14 protein-coding genes and 1 pseudogene are annotated in these 19,104 nt (G+C 62.8%); 4 read left to right on the top strand and 11 right to left on the bottom strand.

The window, feature by feature from the left end:
* Nucleotide 1 precedes the first annotated feature (1 nt).
* The gene (gltA, locus tag JHL16_RS09650; protein WP_200184995.1) at nt 2-1,297 is read left to right on the top strand and encodes a citrate synthase; all 1,296 of its coding nucleotides are present in this window, start codon (nt 2-4) and stop codon (nt 1,295-1,297) included.
* A 173-nt stretch (nt 1,298-1,470) separates the two neighbouring features.
* Here gltA and fabZ read toward each other — a convergent pair whose 3' ends face one another.
* From fabZ to pyrH, 7 genes are all read right to left on the bottom strand, one after another.
* Complete coding sequence (gene fabZ / locus JHL16_RS09645; protein ID WP_137854935.1) at nt 1,471-1,947, bottom strand: 3-hydroxyacyl-ACP dehydratase FabZ; 477 nt, start codon at nt 1,945-1,947, stop codon at nt 1,471-1,473.
* Nucleotides 1,948-2,024: 77 nt separating this feature from the next.
* Nucleotides 2,025-4,394, bottom strand: a complete 2,370-nt coding sequence (gene bamA, locus JHL16_RS09640; RefSeq protein WP_200184620.1) for an outer membrane protein assembly factor BamA — start codon at nt 4,392-4,394, stop codon at nt 2,025-2,027.
* 107 nt (nt 4,395-4,501) lie between these two features.
* Entirely contained in the window at nt 4,502-5,629 is a 1,128-nt protein-coding gene (rseP, locus tag JHL16_RS09635) for an RIP metalloprotease RseP (RefSeq protein WP_200184619.1), read from the bottom strand.
* 251 nt (nt 5,630-5,880) lie between these two features.
* Nucleotides 5,881-6,729, bottom strand: a complete 849-nt coding sequence (locus JHL16_RS09630; protein WP_200184618.1) for a phosphatidate cytidylyltransferase — start codon at nt 6,727-6,729, stop codon at nt 5,881-5,883.
* Nucleotides 6,730-6,731: 2 nt separating this feature from the next.
* Nucleotides 6,732-7,466: an isoprenyl transferase gene (locus JHL16_RS09625; RefSeq protein ID WP_200184617.1), complete on the bottom strand. Its 735-nt coding sequence runs from the start codon at nt 7,464-7,466 to the stop codon at nt 6,732-6,734.
* A 41-nt stretch (nt 7,467-7,507) separates the two neighbouring features.
* Nucleotides 7,508-8,074 (bottom strand): ribosome recycling factor, encoded by a 567-nt coding sequence (gene frr / locus JHL16_RS09620; RefSeq protein WP_137854940.1) that lies wholly within the window; start codon nt 8,072-8,074, stop codon nt 7,508-7,510.
* 6 nt (nt 8,075-8,080) lie between these two features.
* Nucleotides 8,081-8,800, bottom strand: coding sequence for a UMP kinase (gene pyrH, locus JHL16_RS09615; RefSeq protein WP_200184616.1), 720 nt, complete (start codon nt 8,798-8,800; stop codon nt 8,081-8,083).
* Nucleotides 8,801-8,896: 96 nt separating this feature from the next.
* On the opposite strand from pyrH, the gene JHL16_RS09610 reads away from it, so the two are divergent.
* Complete coding sequence (locus tag JHL16_RS09610; RefSeq protein WP_200184615.1) at nt 8,897-9,478, top strand: ASCH domain-containing protein; 582 nt, start codon at nt 8,897-8,899, stop codon at nt 9,476-9,478.
* A gap of 6 nt (nt 9,479-9,484) precedes the next feature.
* Here the strand turns inward: JHL16_RS09610 and tsf are convergent, their stop codons facing one another.
* Both tsf and rpsB read right to left on the bottom strand, forming a co-directional pair.
* Nucleotides 9,485-10,411 (bottom strand): translation elongation factor Ts, encoded by a 927-nt coding sequence (gene tsf, locus JHL16_RS09605; protein ID WP_200184614.1) that lies wholly within the window; start codon nt 10,409-10,411, stop codon nt 9,485-9,487.
* Between the two features lie 81 nt (nt 10,412-10,492).
* A pseudogene (rpsB, locus tag JHL16_RS09600) lies at nt 10,493-11,239 on the bottom strand (30S ribosomal protein S2); the annotation flags it as partial.
* 286 nt (nt 11,240-11,525) lie between these two features.
* Between rpsB and JHL16_RS09595 the strand changes: the two are divergent.
* Both JHL16_RS09595 and JHL16_RS09590 read left to right on the top strand, forming a co-directional pair.
* Nucleotides 11,526-12,983, top strand: coding sequence for a biotin carboxylase (locus JHL16_RS09595; protein WP_200184612.1), 1,458 nt, complete (start codon nt 11,526-11,528; stop codon nt 12,981-12,983).
* Nucleotides 12,984-13,063: 80 nt separating this feature from the next.
* Nucleotides 13,064-15,223: a bifunctional diguanylate cyclase/phosphodiesterase gene (locus JHL16_RS09590; RefSeq protein WP_200184611.1), complete on the top strand. Its 2,160-nt coding sequence runs from the start codon at nt 13,064-13,066 to the stop codon at nt 15,221-15,223.
* Between the two features lie 37 nt (nt 15,224-15,260).
* Here the strand turns inward: JHL16_RS09590 and JHL16_RS09585 are convergent, their stop codons facing one another.
* Entirely contained in the window at nt 15,261-16,169 is a 909-nt protein-coding gene (locus JHL16_RS09585) for a carbon-nitrogen hydrolase family protein (RefSeq protein ID WP_200184610.1), read from the bottom strand.
* Nucleotides 16,170-16,285: 116 nt separating this feature from the next.
* A complete protein-coding gene (locus JHL16_RS09580; protein ID WP_200184609.1) occupies nt 16,286-19,093 on the bottom strand; it encodes a DUF2339 domain-containing protein in 2,808 nt (935 codons plus the stop codon).
* Nucleotides 19,094-19,104: the final 11 nt, after the last annotated feature.

Genomic DNA, 19,104 nt, shown 5'->3' with positions numbered 1-19,104 from the left:
TGTGGCGCAGACCTCCGCCACCCTCACCATAGACAACAAATCGTATGAGCTTCCGGTCCGCAAGGGAACGGTCGGACCCGACGTCGTCGATATCGGCCATCTCTATCGCGATGCCGGTGTGTTCACTTACGATCCGGGCTTCACCTCGACGGCGGCGTGCGAGTCCGACATCACCTATATCGATGGCGATGCCGGCGTACTGCTCTATCGCGGCTATCCGATCGACCAGCTCGCCGAGCATGGCGACTTCCTCGAGACCTGTTACCTGCTCTATTACGGCGATCTCCCGACGCCCGCGCAGCGGCGCGAATTCGAACATGCGATCACCATGCATACGATGATCCATGAGCAGATGGCACGCTTCTATCAGGGCTTCCGGCGCGATGCGCATCCGATGGCGGTGATGGTCGGCGTGGTCGGCGCGATGTCAGCCTTCTATCACGACTCGACCGACATCAACGATCCCAAGCAGCGCGAGATCGCGTCACGCCGCATGATTGCCAAGCTACCGACGATCGCGGCGATGGCCTTCAAATATCACATCGGTCAGCCCTTCGTTTATCCGAAGAACGAGCTGTCCTATGCCGCCAACTTCCTGCGCATGTGCTTCGCCGTGCCGTGCGAGGAATACAAGGTCAACCCGATCCTGGCGCGTGCCATGGACCGCATCTTCATCCTGCATGCCGATCACGAGCAGAACGCGTCGACCTCGACGGTCAGGCTCGCCGGTTCGTCCGGCGCCAATCCCTTCGCCTGCATCGCGGCCGGCATCGCCTGCCTGTGGGGTCCGGCGCATGGCGGCGCCAATGAGGCGGCGCTCAAGATGCTGGAAGAGATCGGCGACGCCAACAAGATCCCGGAATTCATCTCCAAGGTGAAGGACAAGAGCTCGCATATCCGCCTGATGGGCTTCGGCCATCGCGTCTACAAGAACTACGATCCGCGCGCCAAGATCATGCAGAAGACGGCGCATGAGGTTCTGGGCGAGCTCGGCATCAAGGACGATCCGCTGCTCGACGTGGCGCGCGAACTCGAGCGCGTCGCCCTCAATGACAGCTACTTCATCGAGCGCAAGCTCTATCCGAATGTCGACTTCTATTCCGGCATCATCCTCCGGGCGCTCGGCTTCCCGACCAGCATGTTTACTGTGCTCTTCGCGGTGGCGCGCACGGTCGGCTGGATCGCCCAGTGGAAGGAGATGATCGAGGATCCGTCACAGCGCATCGGCCGGCCGCGCCAGCTCTACACCGGGTCGCCGCAGCGCGATTATGTGCAGATGAGCAAGCGCGGCAAATAACTGCCCTCTAAAACTGGACGATGATGGCCGGGCCGAAAACCCGGCCATTGTCTTATGAAGGTGGACGAACCACCCGCTGCTCATCCGGCTGTTCCGGAGGCTCGCCCAAAGCGAGACCGTGCTGAGGCCCCTCGAACGCAGTCCAGTGCGGAGATAGATAACGACGGCGGCGCCTACTGGCCGCGCTCGTTCATGAGCATGGCGCCGATCTCAGCCTCGGCCACCTTCTTGCCGTCGACGATCGCCTCGGCCGCGTAGCGCCAGACAGGCGGGCGCCGCTGGATCAACTTGACCGGGAAACGCACCGTGTCACCCGGCACCACCGGCTTGCGGAAGCGCGCCTTGTCGATCGACATGAAGAACACCAGCTTGCCGGCATGCTCGTCGCCCAGGTGATTGAGCACCAGGGCGCCGGCGGTCTGGGCCATGCATTCGATGAGCAGCACCCCCGGCATGACCGGCCGGCCGGGGAAATGTCCCTGGAAGAACGGTTCGTTCATGGTCACGTTCTTGATGCCGACGCCCGATTGCTCGCCGTCGAGATCGACCAGGCGGTCGATCAGCAGGAACGGATATCGATGCGGCAAAAGCTGCATGATCCGTCCAATATCGGCGCTCCCCAGCGCTCTCGGTTCCCCAGTGTCAGGCATGCCGTACATCCTCAAACGACAACGGACGGCATCTGGTGCCGTCCGTTGCAACCTTTATCGCTTTGCCGGTGCTCAGTCTAGAAGCGCGTGCCGACCGAGAAGCGGAACAGTTCTTCCTCGTCATAGTCAGCCTTGATCAGCGGATAAGCGACGTCAACGCGGAGCGGACCGAAGGGCGACTGCCAGATCACGCCGGCGCCGACTGACAACCGCAGCTCGGGCGTATCATGCACTTCGCATTTCTGTCCCGCAGCGGGCTTGTTCGGATTAATCCGGCAAAGGCCATTCGCCGTCGCGGCCATCGTATCTTCGGGCGCACCGAAGACCGTACCGAAGTCAGAGAAGACCGCGCCTTCCAGGCCGAATTCCTCCGGCAGACCGAGCGGGAAAGTCGTCTCGACCGTGCCGATGGCATAGGTCTGGCCGCCGATCCCGTCCGAATCGCCGCGGGTATTGTCCATGCGCGGGCCGACACCGCCACGCTTGAAACCGCGGAAGCTGTCCGAGCCCTTGAAGAAGCGGTCCTGGATCGGAATGTCGTCGCTGGTCAGCGGCTCCATATGGCCGGCATTGGCCTCGAGCTTCAGCACCACGCCGTCGAACAGCAGCGGCATGAAGTAATAGGCCGAGGTGTCGATGCTGGCATAATAGACGTCGCCGCCAAGGCCCGCGACTTCGAGCGTGCCCTTACCGCGGAAACCCTTGGTCGGGCGCGACGGATTGTCGAGGTCGTCATAGACATAGGCGCTGGCGACGGACGACTTCCAGGTCACGCCTTCCGAGTCGAGGATGGCGGGCGACACGTCGGCGCCGTCGTCGATGGTGATCTCGCGGCGGGCCAGCATGTATTTGAAGCTGAGCGACTGCCATTCGTCGAGACGGAAGCCGGTGCGCAGCGCGCCGCCATAGCGGGTGCTGTCATAGCTCGTCGTGTCGGTGTCGCTCGACCGGGTGGCGAAGAGATCGACGCCCGCCGACAACGGCATGTCGAGGAAATACGGCTCGGTGAAGCTGAAATCGACCTGCTGACGGTCCCAGCTCAGCTGGGTGTCGAGGCGGACATTCTGGCCACGGCCGAGCAGGTTGCGCTCGCTGACGCTGATACCGCCGATGACGCCGTCCGAGGTGGAGTAGCCGGCCGTCAGGTTGAGGGAACCGGTCGACTTCTCGACCACTTCGACGATCAGCACGACCTTGTCGGGCGCCGAGCCCGGCTCTTCGCGCATGTCGATCTTCTCGAAGAAGTCGAGAGACGTCAGGCGGCGGCGGCCACGCTCGACCAGCACGCGGTTATAGGCATCGCCCTCAAAGAGGCGGAGCTCGCGGCGGATCACCTCGTCGAGGGTGCGCGTATTGCCGATGATGTCGATGCGCTCGATGTAAGTGCGCGGACCTTCGGTGATGTTGTAGGTGATGTCGAGGGCGCGGTTCGGCTCGTCCTTCTTGATGTCCGGCTCGACCTTGGCGAAGGCGTAGCCCGCCTTGCCGGCCTCGATCGTGATGTTCTCGACCGACTTGTCGACCTTGGTCGCGTCATAGTCCTCGCCGGGGCTCAGCTGGACGGCCTTGCGCAGCTGTTCTTCGTCGAGATTGGTGTCGCCTTTGTTCACGGCGACGCTGTTGACCTTGTAGAGCGGGCCCTCTTCCACCGTGAAGGTGATGTAGAAGCTCTCGCCATCGGGGGCCAGCTCGGCATCGGCCGAAATCACCCGGAAGTCGGCGAAGCCGTTCTTCAAATAATAGCGGCGCAGCAGTTCCTTGTCGTAGTTCAGCCGGTCGGGATCATAACGGTCCGAGGTGGACATGAACTTCCACCAGGAGTGCTCCGTGGTGGTGATCGCCGAACGCAGGTCGCTGTCGCTGAACGCCTCGTTGCCGACGAAGGTGATGGCCTTGACCTTGGTCTCGGCGCCCTCGGTGATCTCATAGATGAGGTCGACGCGGTTCTGGGGCAAACGGATGATCTTGGGCTCGACGCGGGCCGAGTAGAAGCCCGAGCGGCGATAGACGGCGATGATTCGCTGGACGTCGCTCTGCACCTTGGCGCGCGTGAACATCGTGCGCTCTTTGAGCTCGACTTCCTTCTCGAGATCCTTGTCCTTGACCTCGCTGTTGCCTTCGAAATTCACCCGATTGATCATCGGGTTCTCTTCGACGACCACGACAAGATTATTGCCGCGCCGGAAAATCCGGACGTCGGAAAACAGGCCGGTCTGGAAAAGGGTCTTCAGCGATTCGTCGATCTTCTCGGAATCGAACTGGTCGCCCGCCCCGATCTGCATATAGGAAAGGACGGTTTCCGCCTCGATGCGCTGATTGCCCTCGACGATGATGCGGCCGATGGCTTGAGCCTGGGCTGTCGACACAAAACCCTGAGGCGCCATGACCGGCAGGGCGAAGGACAACACGCACGCAAAAACCGCGACAATGACTGACTGGTAACGCATCCCTTGTATTCAATCCCCTGCTACGCGTAGTTCCCGAAGAATCCCCTCACCCGGGTTGCTTTTTACGCTCTTTCCGAATGAATGCAAATGAAGATTTTTGCCTTATTTCAATAGGCTAGGTTTCTCATAGTGGCCCTTAGAAGGTCGTTGATATTGCCGATCAGCATGATGAAAATAATGACGGCAAATCCAATTCTGAAGCTCCATTCCTGAGCCTGCGGCCCCAAAGGTTTACGGCGGATAGCCTCCAGCGCGTAGAACACGAGGTGGCCGCCATCCAGCATTGGAATAGGAAACAGGTTAATTAATCCGATACTCACCGAGAGCACCGCGATCATGTAGACGAGGACGAGAAATCCGACCTGCGCGGCGTCTCCGGTCAGCTTGGCCATGGTCCCTACGCCACCCAGCTGCGAAACGCTGTCGCGCCCGACGATCAACCGGCCGACATATTGCAGCGTTCCCACCACAATGCGCTCGATCTCTCCGCCAGCCATGTTCAGGGCGCGCGGCAGCGGCACATTGTGGAGATTCGAAGGATTGTCGCTGGGCCGGGCGCCGATCCGTCCGATGGTGATCTTGCCGAAGAAACCTCTATCCTCGACCGACGACTGCGGAATCACGGTCAAAGTCAGCGGGCTGCCGGAACGATCGATGTCGAAGTGCAGGCTCTTGCCGGCGCTCTGGCTGACGATGGCGATGATGTCGACGAAGCTCAACACCTCCTCGCCGTCGATCCTGAGCACGGTGTCATTCGGCTGGAATCCAGCCTCCTGGGCGGCCGATTTGGGCATGATCTCGCCGAGCTGCGGCCCGAGGACTTTATCTCCCATGAAGTAAACGGCGAACAGCAGGAACGCCAAAACGAAATTCGCCACCGGACCGGCCGCGACCACGAGCGCCCGCTGCCAGATGGGCTTGCCGTGGAATTCGTCGGGTTTGGGCGGTGATTCCGGATCAGGCATGCTCGCGGCATTGGCGTCGCCGGCGAACTTCACATAGCCGCCAATCGGCAGCCAGCCGATCTTCCAACGCGTGCCGTACCGGTCGTACTTGCCCCAGATCTCACGGCCGAAGCCGATCGAGAAGGCCTCCACCTTCATGCCGCACAGCCGGGCCACTTTGAAATGGCCGTATTCGTGGACAAAGACGATGACGGTCAGCGCGACGAGCAAAATGACGGCATAGGCGCCGTAGGAGAAAATGGTTGCCGGTAAGGTGGCGAGAAAGTCCATCGTGATATCCTGTTTCAAATACCGGGCACGTTTCCCGGCCCCGCCATTATCCGCAAAGTGCGTGCCAGTAACGCGCATCCCGGCGAAATGGAAATCACTTCGCCGAGAAGGATTCGCGCCAAATCAATACCTTGAGGCATATCCTGACCGCCAAAGTCTTCAACTTTGGCGGATGTGCCCTAAGCCTTTGGCGTAAACGACTTATTAACCACGAAACGCTGTCATTGCGACAACATTTCGACAGTCTATGGTTAGCGGCCAAAAAGTTCGTTACCGGCGCCGATATAACCCGAAACGATGACGACCGCGGCCAGCACCAGCGAGGCGGCAACGAGCCCGTCCACCCGGTCGAGAACGCCGCCATGGCCGGGAATGAGGCGACCCGAATCCTTCACCCCGTAATGGCGCTTGAGCGCCGATTCGAAGAGATCGCCCATCTGCTCCACGACGGCGAGCACGCCCCCCAGGAGGCCCAGGAGGATGACATCGGCAAGGCCCGCGCCATAGGCGACCGCGGCCCCCACGGCAGCCGCGCCGGCGATGGCGCCCCACAGCCCGGCCCAGGTCTTCTTGGGCGAAATCCTCGGCGCGAGCTTCGGACCGCCGATGACACGGCCGGCGAAATAGGCGCAGATATCAGCCGCCCAGACCACCGCGAAGAGCCACATCATGGCGAGCATGCCCGCCTCGTTCTCGCCCCTCAGTATGACGAAGGCCATCGCCGGCAGGCCGATATAGGCGACACCGGAGACGACCCAGAGGCTGAGGCGGCGGTGCTGGGCGAGCGCCAGGAGAAGGCTCAAGACCCAGATGACCGCAATCACACCAAGCGCCATATGCCAGCCATGCGACAGCGGCAGGAAGGCGCCGCACAGAGCGGCCGCCGCATGCAGCGCGAATTGCGAGGAGCTGCGATCGTGGACGATGTTGGTCCATTCATGCGCCATCATGACACCGAGCAGCGCCACCAGGAGATGGAACCAGGCATCCCCCAGCCAGACATCGACCAGGACGGCGGGAATCAGTATCGCCGAGGACAAGGTGCGGATGCCGAGATCGCGCCAATTGGCGCCCTGGGGCGCGCCGGTCGTCTCGGCCATGGTCAGGCCGACTGCGCCTGGAGCCCGCCGAAGCGCCGCTCGCGCGTATGGTATTCGGCAATGGCGCGCTGCAGCGTCTCGCGGCTGAAATCCGGCCAGTATTCGTCGACGAAGACGAATTCGGTATAGGCGCACTGCCAGAGCAGATAGTTGGAAAGACGCTGCTCGCCGCTGGTGCGGATCAGGAGATCGGGATCGGGAACGCCTTCGGTGGCGAGGAAGCTGCCGAATAATTCCGGCGTGATGCTGTCGGGCGCGATCCGCCCTTCCTTGACCGCAATGGCGAGATCGCGGGCGGCGGTGGTGATTTCCTGGCGTGAGCCGTAATTGAAGGCGACGATGAGGGTGAGGCCGGTATTGGCCCGGGTGCGCTCCTCGGTCTCGGCGATGAGCGCCACGATATCGGCGGCAAGCCCCTGGCGCTCGCCGATGATCCTTATACGGACATTCTCGCGGTCGAGCTCGGCGACGTCCTGGCGCACGAAATGGCGCAGCAGGTCGAGCAGGAAGGACACCTCCGCCGGCGGGCGCGACCAGTTTTCCGAGCTGAAGCTGAAGATGGTGAGATAGCCGATGCCCATCTCACCGGCGGCGCGAACCGCGGTGCGCAACGCCTCTACGCCCTTGCGGTGGCCGGCCGAGCGCGGCAGGCCACGGGCATGCGCCCAGCGGCCATTGCCATCCATGATGATGGCGACGTGCCGCGGCACTGGAGTTCTGCCCCCAGGAACAGTCATCAACGGACCCTCATGGCCACGCATTCCGGCGGACCTGCCGCTCAGACCTGCATGATCTCGGCTTCTTTGACCTTGAGCGCCGCGTCGATCTCCTTGATCGTCTCGTCGGTCATCTTCTGCACTTCATCCGACTTCGTACGGTGCTCGTCCTCGCCCATATGATGATCCTTTTCGAGCGACTTCAAGTGATCCATGCCGTCACGCCGCACGTTGCGCACCGCGACGCGGGCCTTCTCGGCATATTGATGGGCGACCTTGACGAGTTCCTTGCGGCGGTCCTGCGTCAGATCCGGCATGCGCAGGCGGATGACCTGGCCCTCGGTCTGCGGGTTGAGGCCCAGATTGGAAGCGCGGATCGCCTTCTCGACGGCGATGACGAGGCCCCTGTCCCAAACCTGGATCGACAGCATGCGCGGTTCCGGCACGGTGACAGTCGCCACCTGGTTGAGCGGCATCGAGGCGCCATAGGCGTCGACATGGATGGGATCGACAAGGCTCACCGCGGCGCGTCCGGTGCGCAAGCCGCCGAAATCGTGCTTCAGGGCATCGACCGCACCATGCATGCGCCGCTTGATTTCTTTGGAGTCGAATGGAGTTGGTTGTGCCATGGTGGTTCAGTCTCTCGTCACTATCGTAAATTTACCCGAGCCGTTCAGGACCTGGAGCACCGCGCCGGGCGCGCGGATGGAGAACACAATTACCGGAATCCCATTATCCCGCGCAAGCGCGATGGCCGCCGGGTCCATGATGCGCAGATCGCGCGCCAGTATCTCGTTGAAGGTGATGCGATCGAAACGCTCGGCCGATGCGTCCTTTTTTGGGTCAGCCGAATAGACCCCATCGACGCTGGTGCCCTTGAACAGCGCGTCGCAGCCCATTTCGGCGGCCCGCAGCGCCGCCCCGGTATCGGTGGTGAAGAACGGCAGGCCGGTGCCGGCGGCGCAGATGACCACCCTGCCCGCCTCGAGATGATGGACCGCCTTGGCCCTGGAATAGGTCTCGCAGACCGTCGGCATGGCGATGGCCGACAGCACCCGGGCGTCGATGCCCTTGCCCTGGAGCGCGCCCTGCATGGCCAGCGCGTTCATCACCGTCGCCAATATGCCCATGTGATCGGCGCTCACCCGGTCCATGCCCTTGGCCGCCTGCGCCATGCCGCGGAAGATATTGCCGCCGCCGATGACCAGGCTCAGCTGGACGCCTGTCTGCAAGGTTTCCGCGACCTCGCCTGCCACCCGCTCGACGGTCGCAAGATCGATGCCGAAGGGCTGCGAGCCCATGAGGACTTCGCCCGAGACTTTCAGGAGGACGCGCTTGAAGGCGAGCTTGGCCATGTTCACCCGATAGGAATAATGGAAAGACTTGAGGGAGATAGCATATTTTTCAAGCAGGCTAACGCATTTCGTATTAACTCCGGAACCGGAGGTCAAATGCTGTTCAAAACCGCCATCCTCGAAGGTATCCGCGACGGCAGCATTACTTTGGCCTTCCGGCGCTGGCCGCGCTCGCGCGTCAGGGAAGGCGGCGAAGTCCGCACCGCGCTCGGCGTCGTCGCCGTCACCGGCATAAAGGCGATCGAAGCCGAAAAAATCAGCGATGCGGAGGCCCGCAAGGCGGGCTATGCGGGGAAAGCGCAACTTCTGGCCGAGCTCGCTAAATTCGGCAGCGGCGACGTGTTCAGGATCGCGCTGCGTTTCGTTGGCCAGGATCCCCGCGTCGCGCTCAGGAAACAGGCGCCGACGAAGTCCGATGAAACGGACATCGCCAAACGTCTCGCGCGCCTCGACAAAGCCAGCAAGGACGGGGCGTGGACGCTGAAAGTACTGGACTTGATCGCCGGCCATCCGGCGGTGCGGGCCGCCGATCTGGCGGCAAGGCTTTCCTGGGAGACTCAGCCCTTCAAGATTAGGGTCAGGAAGCTCAAGGAGCTCGGTCTCACCGAAAGTCTCGAGACCGGCTACAGAATATCGCCGCGCGGCGCCGCCTATCTCAAGGCAGCGCCGCGGGCATGATCTTGATCAGACCGCTGCCGCCTTGGCGACTTCGGCGGCGAAATCGTCTTCCTTCTTCTCGATGCCTTCGCCGAGCTGCATGCGCACATAGGCGTTGAGCTTGACGGGGGCGCCGGCCTTGTTGCCGAGCTCGGCCAGAAGCTGGCTGATCGACTTGCCGGCATGATCGCCATGGACGGAAGCCTGCTCCAGGAGGGTGTTCTCCTTGGCATAGGACTTGAGACCGCTCTCCATGATCTTCTCGAGCACCTTCTCGGGCTTGCCGGCATTCTTCTCGGCGAGAATGGCCTTCTCGCGCTCGAGCGTCTCTTTCGGCACGCCGGCGAGGTCAAGGGCGACCGGATTGGTCGCCGCAATGTGCATTGCCAGTTCCTTGCCGAATTGCGCGAGCTCGTCCTTCTTACCGGTCGATTCGAGCGCCACGATCACACCGATCTTGCCGAGGCCCGGCGCGATCTGGTTGTGCATGTAGCTGCCGATGACGCCGTCGGTGACGGAGACCACGGCGGTGCGGCGCACGGTCATGTTCTCGCCGATCGAGGCGACCATCTCGGCCACATATTCGGCGACCGCGTGCTTGGAGCCCGGATAATGCGCGGTTTTGAGCTTCTCGGTATCGCCGCCGGCCGTGAGGGCGAGCTTGGCGATATCGGCGACCATCGCCTGGAACTTGTCGTTGCGGGCGACGAAGTCGGTCTCGGAATTGACTTCGACGAGCGCGCCGGTCTTGCCCTCGACGGCGACGCCGATCAGGCCTTCGGCCGCGACGCGGGTCGACTTCTTGGCCGCCTTGGCGAGGCCCTTGGCGCGCAGCCAATCGACGGCGGCATCCATGTCGCCATTGGTGGCGGCGAGTGCGGCCTTGCAGTCCATCATGCCCACGCCGGTCTTTTCGCGCAGGTCCTTCACCATTGCTGCGGTGATGTCAGCCATAATTATCCTCGTGGATTAAGCGGGAGTCCGCAAAGCTTTCGCGCGGACTCCCTGGATCAGTGATCAGACGTGAGCGGGTTCCGGCAGTTCTTCGTTCTGCGGGTTTTCGCTTTCGCCGATGTCATGACCGCTGCCGCGCTGGCCCTGCGAGATGCCCTCGATGCACGCGCGGCTGATCAGGTCGCAATACAGCGTGATGGCGCGGCCGGCATCGTCATTGCCCGGGATCGGATAGGTGACGCCCGCCGGATCGCAATTGGTGTCGAGAATGGCGACGACCGGGATGCCGAGACGGTTGGCTTCCTTGATCGCCAGCTGCTCCTTGTTGGTGTCGATGACGAACAGGATGTCGGGCGTGCCGCCCATGTCCTTGATGCCGCCGAGCGCCTGCTCGAGCTTGTCCTTTTCACGCGTCAGCGTCAGGAGCTCGCGCTTGGTGAGGCCCTGGCCTTCCTTCGACACCGTCTCCTCGAGCTGGCGCAGGCGCTTGATCGAGTTGGAGATGGTCTTCCAGTTGGTCAGCGTGCCGCCGAGCCAGCGCGAATTGATGTAGTACTGGGCCGACTTCTTCGCCGCGTCCGCGATCGAATCCTGGGCGGCGCGCTTGGTGCCGACGAACAGCACGCGACCGCCACGCGAAATCGTGTCGGCGACGGCGAGCAGCGCCTGGTGCAGCAACGGCACGGTGTGGGCGAGGTCGATGATGTGAATGCCATTGCGCGCACCGTAGATGTACCCCTTCATCTTGGGGTTCCAGCGGTGGGTCTGGTGGCCGAAGTGAACGCCCGCTTCGAGGAGCTGGCGCATGGTGAATTCTGGCAGAGCCATGCTTTATATCCTTTTCCGGTTGATCCGCCGCGGATGATGTGACCGGATTATCCGGCACCGGAGGGATGAAACACTATGTGGGGAACCGAAGCTCCCATGTGCTCATCCCGCATCCGCGTGTGAGTTAACGGGGCGCGTTATAGGCAGGAAGGCCCCGAAACACAAGCCATTTGATGGGCTGCCGCCCCTTCCCGGCCATTAGCCCAAATGCCCCCTTGGCCTACCGTAACATTTTTGCGTAGTCTTGCGGGAACAAGGCGTCACAAGCCTGGGTTGGAGGGGACATATGGCACCACGGGGCAAGCGGCAGAAGCTCACAAGTCTTTCAGATATCTACAAATTTTTCCGACATAACCAGACGCCGATCTATTTCCTATCCCCCACCCCCTATAATCTCCTGGGGCTCGGGCGCTGGATCAACAAATTCGAATACATCAACTTCTTCGACAGTTTTGACGCCACCCACCCCAAGATCACGGTGCCGCGCGAGCACGGGCCGCACGAGTTCCGCTCCATCGAGGACGTGAACAATTACCTCCTGCGCCACAAGGAGGTCCGGGCCCGGATCGCCGAGCGCGGCAAGGGCCACCTCATCCTGGTGATGCTCGACGAGGAGACCGAAAAGCTCGCCAAGGAGCTCGGCCTCAAGATCGCGCTGCCGCCGGTGAAGCTGCGCAAGCATATCGACTCGAAGATCGTCACGACCCAGCTCGGCAATGAGGCCGGCATCAAGAGCGCACCGAATATTCTCGGTAAAGCAAAGAGTTACGCCGAACTCATGAAGCTCGCCATGAAGGCGAAGCTGGGCAAGGATCTGGTCGTCCAAACGCCCTATGGGGATTCCGGCCGAACCACCTTCTTCATCAAATCCGAGGCCGACTGGAAGAAGAACGAAGACAAGCTGGTCGCCGAGCAGCTCAAGGTCATGCGGCGCATCAATCACCTGCCCGGCACCGTTGAGGCGATCGCCACCCGTCACGGCACCCTGGTCGGCCCGCTCCAGACCGACATCACCGGCTTCGCCGAGGTCACCCCCTATAAGGGCGGCTGGTGCGGCAATGACGTGTTCGTCGGCGGCCTCGACAAGGAACGCCGGGCCGTCACCCGGATGGCGCAGAAGCTCGGCGACCGGCTCTACAAGGCCGGCTACAAGGGCGCCTTCTGCATGGACTTCCTCATCGATACCGATACGCGAGAGGTCTATCTGGGCGAGATCAATCCGCGCGTGTCGGGCGCCTCGCCGCTCACCAATCTCATCACCTCGACCTATGGCGGCTGCCCGATCTACCTGTTCCACATGCTGGAATTCATGGATGTCGACTGGGAGCTCGATCTGGCGCAGGTGCAGAAGCGCTGGACCGAATACGACAATTGGAGCCAGCTCATCATCAAATATCCGGTCGACCGGGTCGAGATGATCACCAAGGCACCGGCCTCGGGCATCTGGCAGATGAACGACAATGGCGAGATCTCGCTGGTGCGCAAGTCGATCGACTGGTTTCTCGTCTCGGGCGAGAACGAGGCCTTCTACTTGCGGGTGTATACTGCAGGCGACTATCGCTATCACGGCGCCGATATGGGCATTCTCGTTTCACGCGGGCGGATGCAGACCGACGACCGCAAGTTGAAAGACCGCGCCAAGCAATGGATAAGCGCGCTCTACAAGCATTTCGACGCCATTCCGCTGGAGGGAAGCTCGGCGCCTACACCGCCGCCGATGGACAGCGTTAATAAAATGTTTTGAAGCCGCTACAGTTTCTGTCAAATTCATAAGCCTTTGGTGATCGGCAGCCAGTAACCTTTGCTATGGGGCAAGGTCAGGCGATGAATTTTGGCGCAGTACTGGCGCGTTTCGGGCGCAAGGGAACCATTGAATTCTGGATGGCGGTCATGGCGGGCGCGGCATTGCTCGCCACTGTCGGCGTCGTGTTCTATTCCCTCAATCATCTCGCCGACGAGGTCGACCGCACCGATGAGGCGCTGACGCGCCAGACCGCGCAGGCGGCAGTCAAATCCTTCGTCAGGAAGCTGCATGACAGTCACCAGGACTATGCGCGCTGGGATGACGCGGTGACCGGCCTCTACAATGTTCCCAATTCCGATTTCGTGCGCAGCGGCTACACCGACTCGACCGAGACGGGAATCATCTTCGACACCGCCTTCCTGATCGACGAAACAGGCAAGGACCTCTTCGCGCTGCGCGGCGGCAGCACGCTCGATACCTCTTCGGCCGCCTTCTTCGGACCGGCGCTCGCGCACATTCTCAAGCAAAGCGACGGCCCGCCCGGCACATATGCCGTGGCGAGCGGCTTCTTCAAGACTCCGGAAGGCATCGCCGCCGCGGTCGCCGGGCCGGTGGTGCCGTTTTCGGAAGGCATGCCCCTGCCCGCCGGACAGAAGCGGATGCTGGTCATCGCCAAGCATCTGACGGAAACGATGGTGAAGAGTCTCGGCGAGGAGTTCGTCATCGCCGATCTCGCGCTGGCGCCGCCCGATTCTGCCGCCACCGAAAGCGTGACGCTCGCCGATCCCGCCGGCATTCCGATCGGCAAGCTCGTCTGGTCGACCAGGGCGCGCGGCTCCGAGGCGCTCGCCATGATCAGCCCCGCGGTGACCACGATCCTTATCCTCCTGTCGCTCATCATGATGGGCGTGGTGATCACCGCCTGGAGCAATCTGCGCGCCACCATGCGCAGCCGGCAGGAGGCCGAGCACGCCGCCACGCATGACTTCCTCACCGGCCTGCCCAACCGCGCCTCGCTTCTCGCCACCCCGCTCGGCGACGAGAAGAGCCTGCGCATGCAGCCCGATGTGTGCGTCGTCTTCCTCGATCTCGACGGCTTCAAGGACGTCAACGACACACATGGCCATTTCGCCGGCGACCGCGCCCTGCTCGGTTGTTCCGCGGGCTTCAGCCATATCGCCCAGGGCAAGGGGCTGCTCGCCCGCGTGGGCGGCGATGAATTCGCCTTCCTCACCACCGGTCCCGACGCCCAGCAAACCGGCCGCAAAGTGGCCGAGCAGTTCATCGAGTTCCTGAGAGAGCCGCTCAAGACGCCCAAGGGCGATCTGCGCCTCGGCACCAGCGTCGGCATCGCGGCGGGCTGCTCCCTGGACACGACCATCCATGAATTGCTGCGCCGTTCCGACATCGCCATGTACGAGGCCAAGAAGCTCGGTGGCAACCGCATCGCCTATTACGACGCCAATATCGACGCCAAGATGCAGGAGCGTGCCAGCCTCACCCATCATTTACGCGAGGCGCTGGCCGCCGAGGAGATCGGCGTCGCCTATCAGCTCATCGTCGATTCGGCGACGCATGAGCCGAAAGGCGTCGAGGCGTTGGCGCGCTGGACCATGTTCGACGGGCGTGTGATCCGTCCCGACATCTTCATTTCGCTCGCCGAGGAAGGTGGCCTCATCGAGACGCTCGGTGCCTATGTGTTGCGCCGCGCCTGTCTCGACGCTCTGGCCTGGCCCAGTTTCATCCTGTCGGTGAATGTCTCGCCGGTGCAGTTCAAGAATCCGCGCTTCGACGAAATGGTCGGCCAGGCGCTCGCCGATACCGGCTTCCCGGCGAGCCAGCTCGAGCTCGAGATCACCGAGCGCCATCTGATGGTCGAGCCCGATATCGCGCTCGCCGCCATGTGGCGGCTCAAGGAACGCGGCGTCACCATCGCGCTCGACGATTTCGGCACCGGCTATTCGAGCATCGGCTATTTGCGCACCTTCCCCTTCGACCGGCTGAAGCTCGACCGCTCGATCTGCGCCGACATCACCACCAGCGCCAATGTGCAGCAACTCGTCCAGGGCACCATCGCGATCGCCCGTTCGATGGGCCTCAAGGTCACGGCGGAAGGCATCGAGGACGAGTTCCAGGCCAAGTTCCTGCGCCTCGCCGGCTGCGAGTTCCTGCAAGGCTACTTCTTCAACCGGCCGATGCCGGCCGGCGAGATCAAGCCGAGGATGCTCGAAACCGTCTGACCGTCACGGTTCTCGCCGAAGGCGCCGGACTGAGGCGTCAATTCACCAGGCTGCGGCGGACCGGCAGCGTGTGAACATTGCGCGGCGCCGGCGCATCGACGCGGCGCGGCGTGGCGAGAGCGCCGAGTGAATCGAGATAACTCGAATCGAAACGCTCGCGGTCATAGACCGGGAAGTCCACGGCGCGGTCGCGGAAGCTCTTGGCCATCTGGCCCAGGCCCCTGATGCCGCGCTCGCGCGAGCGGCGCACCAGCTCCATGTCGATCTCGATCGGGATGATCTGCTCGGTCGTGTCGCCCATGAAGAGCTGACGACCGGACGGGTCGAAGACGCAGGAGCGGCCATTGCCGCCGGCGCCGAGACCGTTGATGTCGAAAATGTAGCACTGCATCATCGCCGAGGTCGCATGGCTGATGGCGATGTCGACATCGCGGTCGATCGTATGCGTCATGACCGGATGCAGGATGACATCGACGCCCATCGCGGCGAGCTGGCGCGACGTTTCGGGGAACCAGATGTCGTAGCAATTGAGGACGCCGAACTTGCCGGCCCCTTCGACATCGAAGGTGAAGAACTCGGTGCCGGCCTGAACCCCCTGCTCCAGCGGCAGGAACGGGAACATCTTGCGGTAGCGGCCGACCACGTCGCCTTCCGGATTGATGACCGAGGTGGTGTTGAAAATGCCGCCGTCGCGGCGCTCATACATGGAGCCGTTGACGATCCAGATGCGGTGATGGCGCGCCATGTCGCGGAAGGCGTCTTCGGCGGCGCCGGGAAGCGGCTGGGCATGCTGCAGGAGCGGGCCGTAACAGGCGAGCTCGGAGAATGTCACCATTTGCACCCAGGGAAACAGATGCATTGTCAGATCGACGCGCTGGCGCATGGCCTCGATGTTAGAGCCGTGGCCCAGATGCATCTGGATGCCGGCAATGGCAAAGGGCTTCATGATCGCTAAAACCTCGCTAAGTGATTATTACGTAACGTTATAGTTTTCCCTAGATCACGGCGGATGTTGTAGCTGGCCGCTCAACTTCAAAGCAAAGTTTTTGTGATTGAGGAATATTAGCCCCCAGCAGGCTTATCTTCCGCTTTCCTCCCGGTGAAGACAAAGCGCTGATATAGATAGCCAATCAGCACCAGGCAGAGGCCAAGCCCGAGGAACGAGAAGACCCTGTAGAGGCCTCCCAGGGCTGCCATGTCGGACAGGAATACCTTACAGACGGTCAGGATCAGGATGGCGAGCGCCCCGTGCCTGAGCCAGGGCACGCCCCGCCACATGCCGAGCCCGAGCAGGATGAAGGACGAAATCAGCCAGACGACCGAATAGGCATAATATTCGGCATCGCTGAGCGCCCAGAAGTCGAGCAACTGGCCTTGGAAGAAGCGCTTGGTCTCAAGCGTCACCCAGGTGAGCACCAGGATCAGTGCGAGCGCCGAAAGCGGGGTGCGCAGTTGCTTGAGCTGCGGCAGGTCCGGCAGGCTCCAGGCGATGAGGCCGACGAGCAGCGCCGGCGCCAGATAGGCGACGATCAGCGTGTTGAGGATCGGCGTGGCTCCGACGCTGTCATAGGTGACGACCGGGTTGAGCAGGAAGAGCTGACCGAAGACGACGCCCAGAAGGCCGAGCACAATGAGAATGCCGGCCCACCATTTGTCGATGGCGCGCCCGGCCGCGGCGTAGGCCCGAAGGCGCCACCAGCCGGCGCCGAGCCAGACCAGCGTGTGCAGCGCCAGCTCGAAGAGATTGACATTCTCGGCCGCGATCCGCCCTTCGGTGAAGATGCGGATCTCGAGCGCCACCAGCAGCAGCGCGAAGACGAAGGCGCCGCTTTCGAGGACTGTGACGGTGAGATCGGTGAAGCGCTGCCGGAACATCCAGGCGGCGGCGAAGAAGGCCAGCGCCGGAATGCCATAGCCATAGAGGATCCATTGCGTGCCGAGCGCGTGATTGGTCTCGTAGCTCAGCACATAAGGATTGAGCGCGAGGCGGACCAGGATGACGGAGGCCACCACGAGCGCCAGCTTGCGCAGCTCCTTCAGATCAAGGCTCTTCTCGAGCCAGGCGAGCGCCGGCAGCTGCAGCGCCAAAGCGACGGTGAGCCAGGCCTCGCGGAAGACGAAAGCAAAGGCGAAGCTGACGCCGGCAATGGCGGCGGCGGCGTAGAAGCCGAGCGCCAGGCGATAAGGCCGATCCTCGCGCAGCTTGTTCAGCATGCCGGCCAGCGCCACGGCGATGGCGGCCGACAGCGTCGCGGTGATCGTCCACAGAAGATCGGTGGTGAAGAAGCGGCTCCTGGCATAGGCCATCGCCAGGATGAGCAAGGCGCCGAGCAGCGAGATGCCGGCCCAGATAAACGGACGCCGGCTGCCGCGCAGCAGGAAGTAGCCGAGCCCGGTGATGAGCGCGGCGGCAAACAGATGCGACAGCACGAAGCTCTTCGCCACCGGCGCGAACAGCGCGCCATCCGGCGCAGTGATGCCGGCATCGATGTCATAGAGGAACTGGCCGAGAATGCCTTCCGGCTGCCAGGCCGCCAGCACCAGGAACAGCAGCGCGGACGCATGGGCGATGAAGCCGTCGAAACGCTCGAAGCGCCGGCCGGCAAACGCCAGCGCCACGGCGCCCGCCACCGCCAGCATGAGATTGACCATCGGCGCCTGGAAGAGGAAAGCGGCGAAAGCGAAGAGGCCGACGGCGCCCGTCACCGCCAGCCAGCCGTTGAATTCGGGACCATCGGGGTGATGCGCCCCGTCCCAGATCGAAGGCGCGTCATCAGGCGTCAGGCGCAAGGCGAGCCAGACCGCTGCCGCCGACAGCACCGCGAGGAAGGCGGCGATGATCATCAGATCGCCGGCCTGCATCGGGCCGGTGATCCATATGCCGGTCCACAGCAGCCCGCCGATCGTGGCGCCATAAGCGAGCCAGCCCCAGCCGCGATAGATCACCACGGCGTAAGCGGCGGCGGCGATGAAGGCGAGATAGGCGAAGAGGATTCCGGCACTCGGATCGTTCGAGCTCACCAGCGCCGGGGTCGCGAAGCCGGCGAGAAGACCGATGATCGCGACGATGGGCGAATGCAGCGCCGCCAGGACGAAAGCGACGAGCGCCACGGCCGCCAGGCCGATGAAGGTGGCCGTCGGCCCCAACAGATCGACCAGGGCATAAGCGGCATAGATGCTGGCGAAGCAGATGAAGAGCCCGGCGCTCACCAGAGCGCCCGGCACATAATCGGGCTTGAGGGCGGCGATCTGCTGGTCGCCGGAACGCCGGCGCAGCCACTCGCCGGCCAGGATCAGCGCGACGCCGAGGACGAGCCCGGCGGAGATGCGCATGGCCGGCGTGAGCAGCGCATTCTCGATCGAATATTTGACGAGGAAGATGCCGGCGAGCGCCAGCGCGATAGCGCCCACCCAGACGAGCCAGCGCGAGGTGAGACGTTCCTCGATGCCCGCGCGGGGTGCGGCGGGTGGCGGTGGTTGTGGTGGCGGAGGCGCCGCGGCGGCGGCTGCTTCGGCCGGTTCGACCACTTCCGGCCCGGCTTCGGTTTCCAGTTTCTCGTCCGGTTGGTCCTGAGACTTGCTGGCCTGTGCCCAGACCCTGCCCGGGCGCGCTGCTGCTTCGGCCGGTTCGGCGGCGGGCGTTTCCGCGACCTCGGCCTCGGGAGCCAGGGTCTCCAGCGCCGCGGCTTCAGCCGCTGCCGGCTGGGGCTGCACCCCATCGGTCTGATACTGGGCGAGCTTGGTCTCGAGCAGCATGAGCCGGCGTCTCAAGTCGCCGGTGCGGCTCATCGCAACGATGGAAAGGATGAGCGGGGTGAAAAAGATCACCACCAGCACGAGGATCAAAAGGCCGAAAAAATCGTCAAACATCGAATCGGGAG

Source organism: Taklimakanibacter albus (assembly GCF_016595235.1).
Classification (GTDB): Bacteria; Pseudomonadota; Alphaproteobacteria; order Rhizobiales; family Aestuariivirgaceae; genus Taklimakanibacter; species Taklimakanibacter albus.
Note: the sequence above shows the minus strand (reverse complement) of the source record. Positions and strands in the feature narration are given on the sequence as shown.

What these genes read in the sequence shown, in the direction of transcription:
- rseP (WP_200184619.1), bottom strand. Translation starts at nt 5,629, where the DNA reads ATGGACTTTCTCGCCACCTTACCGGCAACCATTTTCTCCTACGGCGCC.
- JHL16_RS09610 (WP_200184615.1), top strand. Translation starts at nt 8,897, where the DNA reads ATGCTGTTCAAAACCGCCATCCTCGAAGGTATCCGCGACGGCAGCATT.
- JHL16_RS09585 (WP_200184610.1), bottom strand. Translation starts at nt 16,169, where the DNA reads ATGAAGCCCTTTGCCATTGCCGGCATCCAGATGCATCTGGGCCACGGC.
- tsf (WP_200184614.1), bottom strand. Translation starts at nt 10,411, where the DNA reads ATGGCTGACATCACCGCAGCAATGGTGAAGGACCTGCGCGAAAAGACC.
- fabZ (WP_137854935.1), bottom strand. Translation starts at nt 1,947, where the DNA reads ATGCCTGACACTGGGGAACCGAGAGCGCTGGGGAGCGCCGATATTGGA.
- pyrH (WP_200184616.1), bottom strand. Translation starts at nt 8,800, where the DNA reads ATGGCCAAGCTCGCCTTCAAGCGCGTCCTCCTGAAAGTCTCGGGCGAA.
- JHL16_RS09595 (WP_200184612.1), top strand. Translation starts at nt 11,526, where the DNA reads ATGGCACCACGGGGCAAGCGGCAGAAGCTCACAAGTCTTTCAGATATC.
- JHL16_RS09630 (WP_200184618.1), bottom strand. Translation starts at nt 6,729, where the DNA reads ATGGCCGAGACGACCGGCGCGCCCCAGGGCGCCAATTGGCGCGATCTC.
- JHL16_RS09625 (WP_200184617.1), bottom strand. Translation starts at nt 7,466, where the DNA reads ATGACTGTTCCTGGGGGCAGAACTCCAGTGCCGCGGCACGTCGCCATC.
- JHL16_RS09590 (WP_200184611.1), top strand. Translation starts at nt 13,064, where the DNA reads ATGAATTTTGGCGCAGTACTGGCGCGTTTCGGGCGCAAGGGAACCATT.
- JHL16_RS09580 (WP_200184609.1), bottom strand. Translation starts at nt 19,093, where the DNA reads ATGTTTGACGATTTTTTCGGCCTTTTGATCCTCGTGCTGGTGGTGATC.
- frr (WP_137854940.1), bottom strand. Translation starts at nt 8,074, where the DNA reads ATGGCACAACCAACTCCATTCGACTCCAAAGAAATCAAGCGGCGCATG.
- bamA (WP_200184620.1), bottom strand. Translation starts at nt 4,394, where the DNA reads ATGCGTTACCAGTCAGTCATTGTCGCGGTTTTTGCGTGCGTGTTGTCC.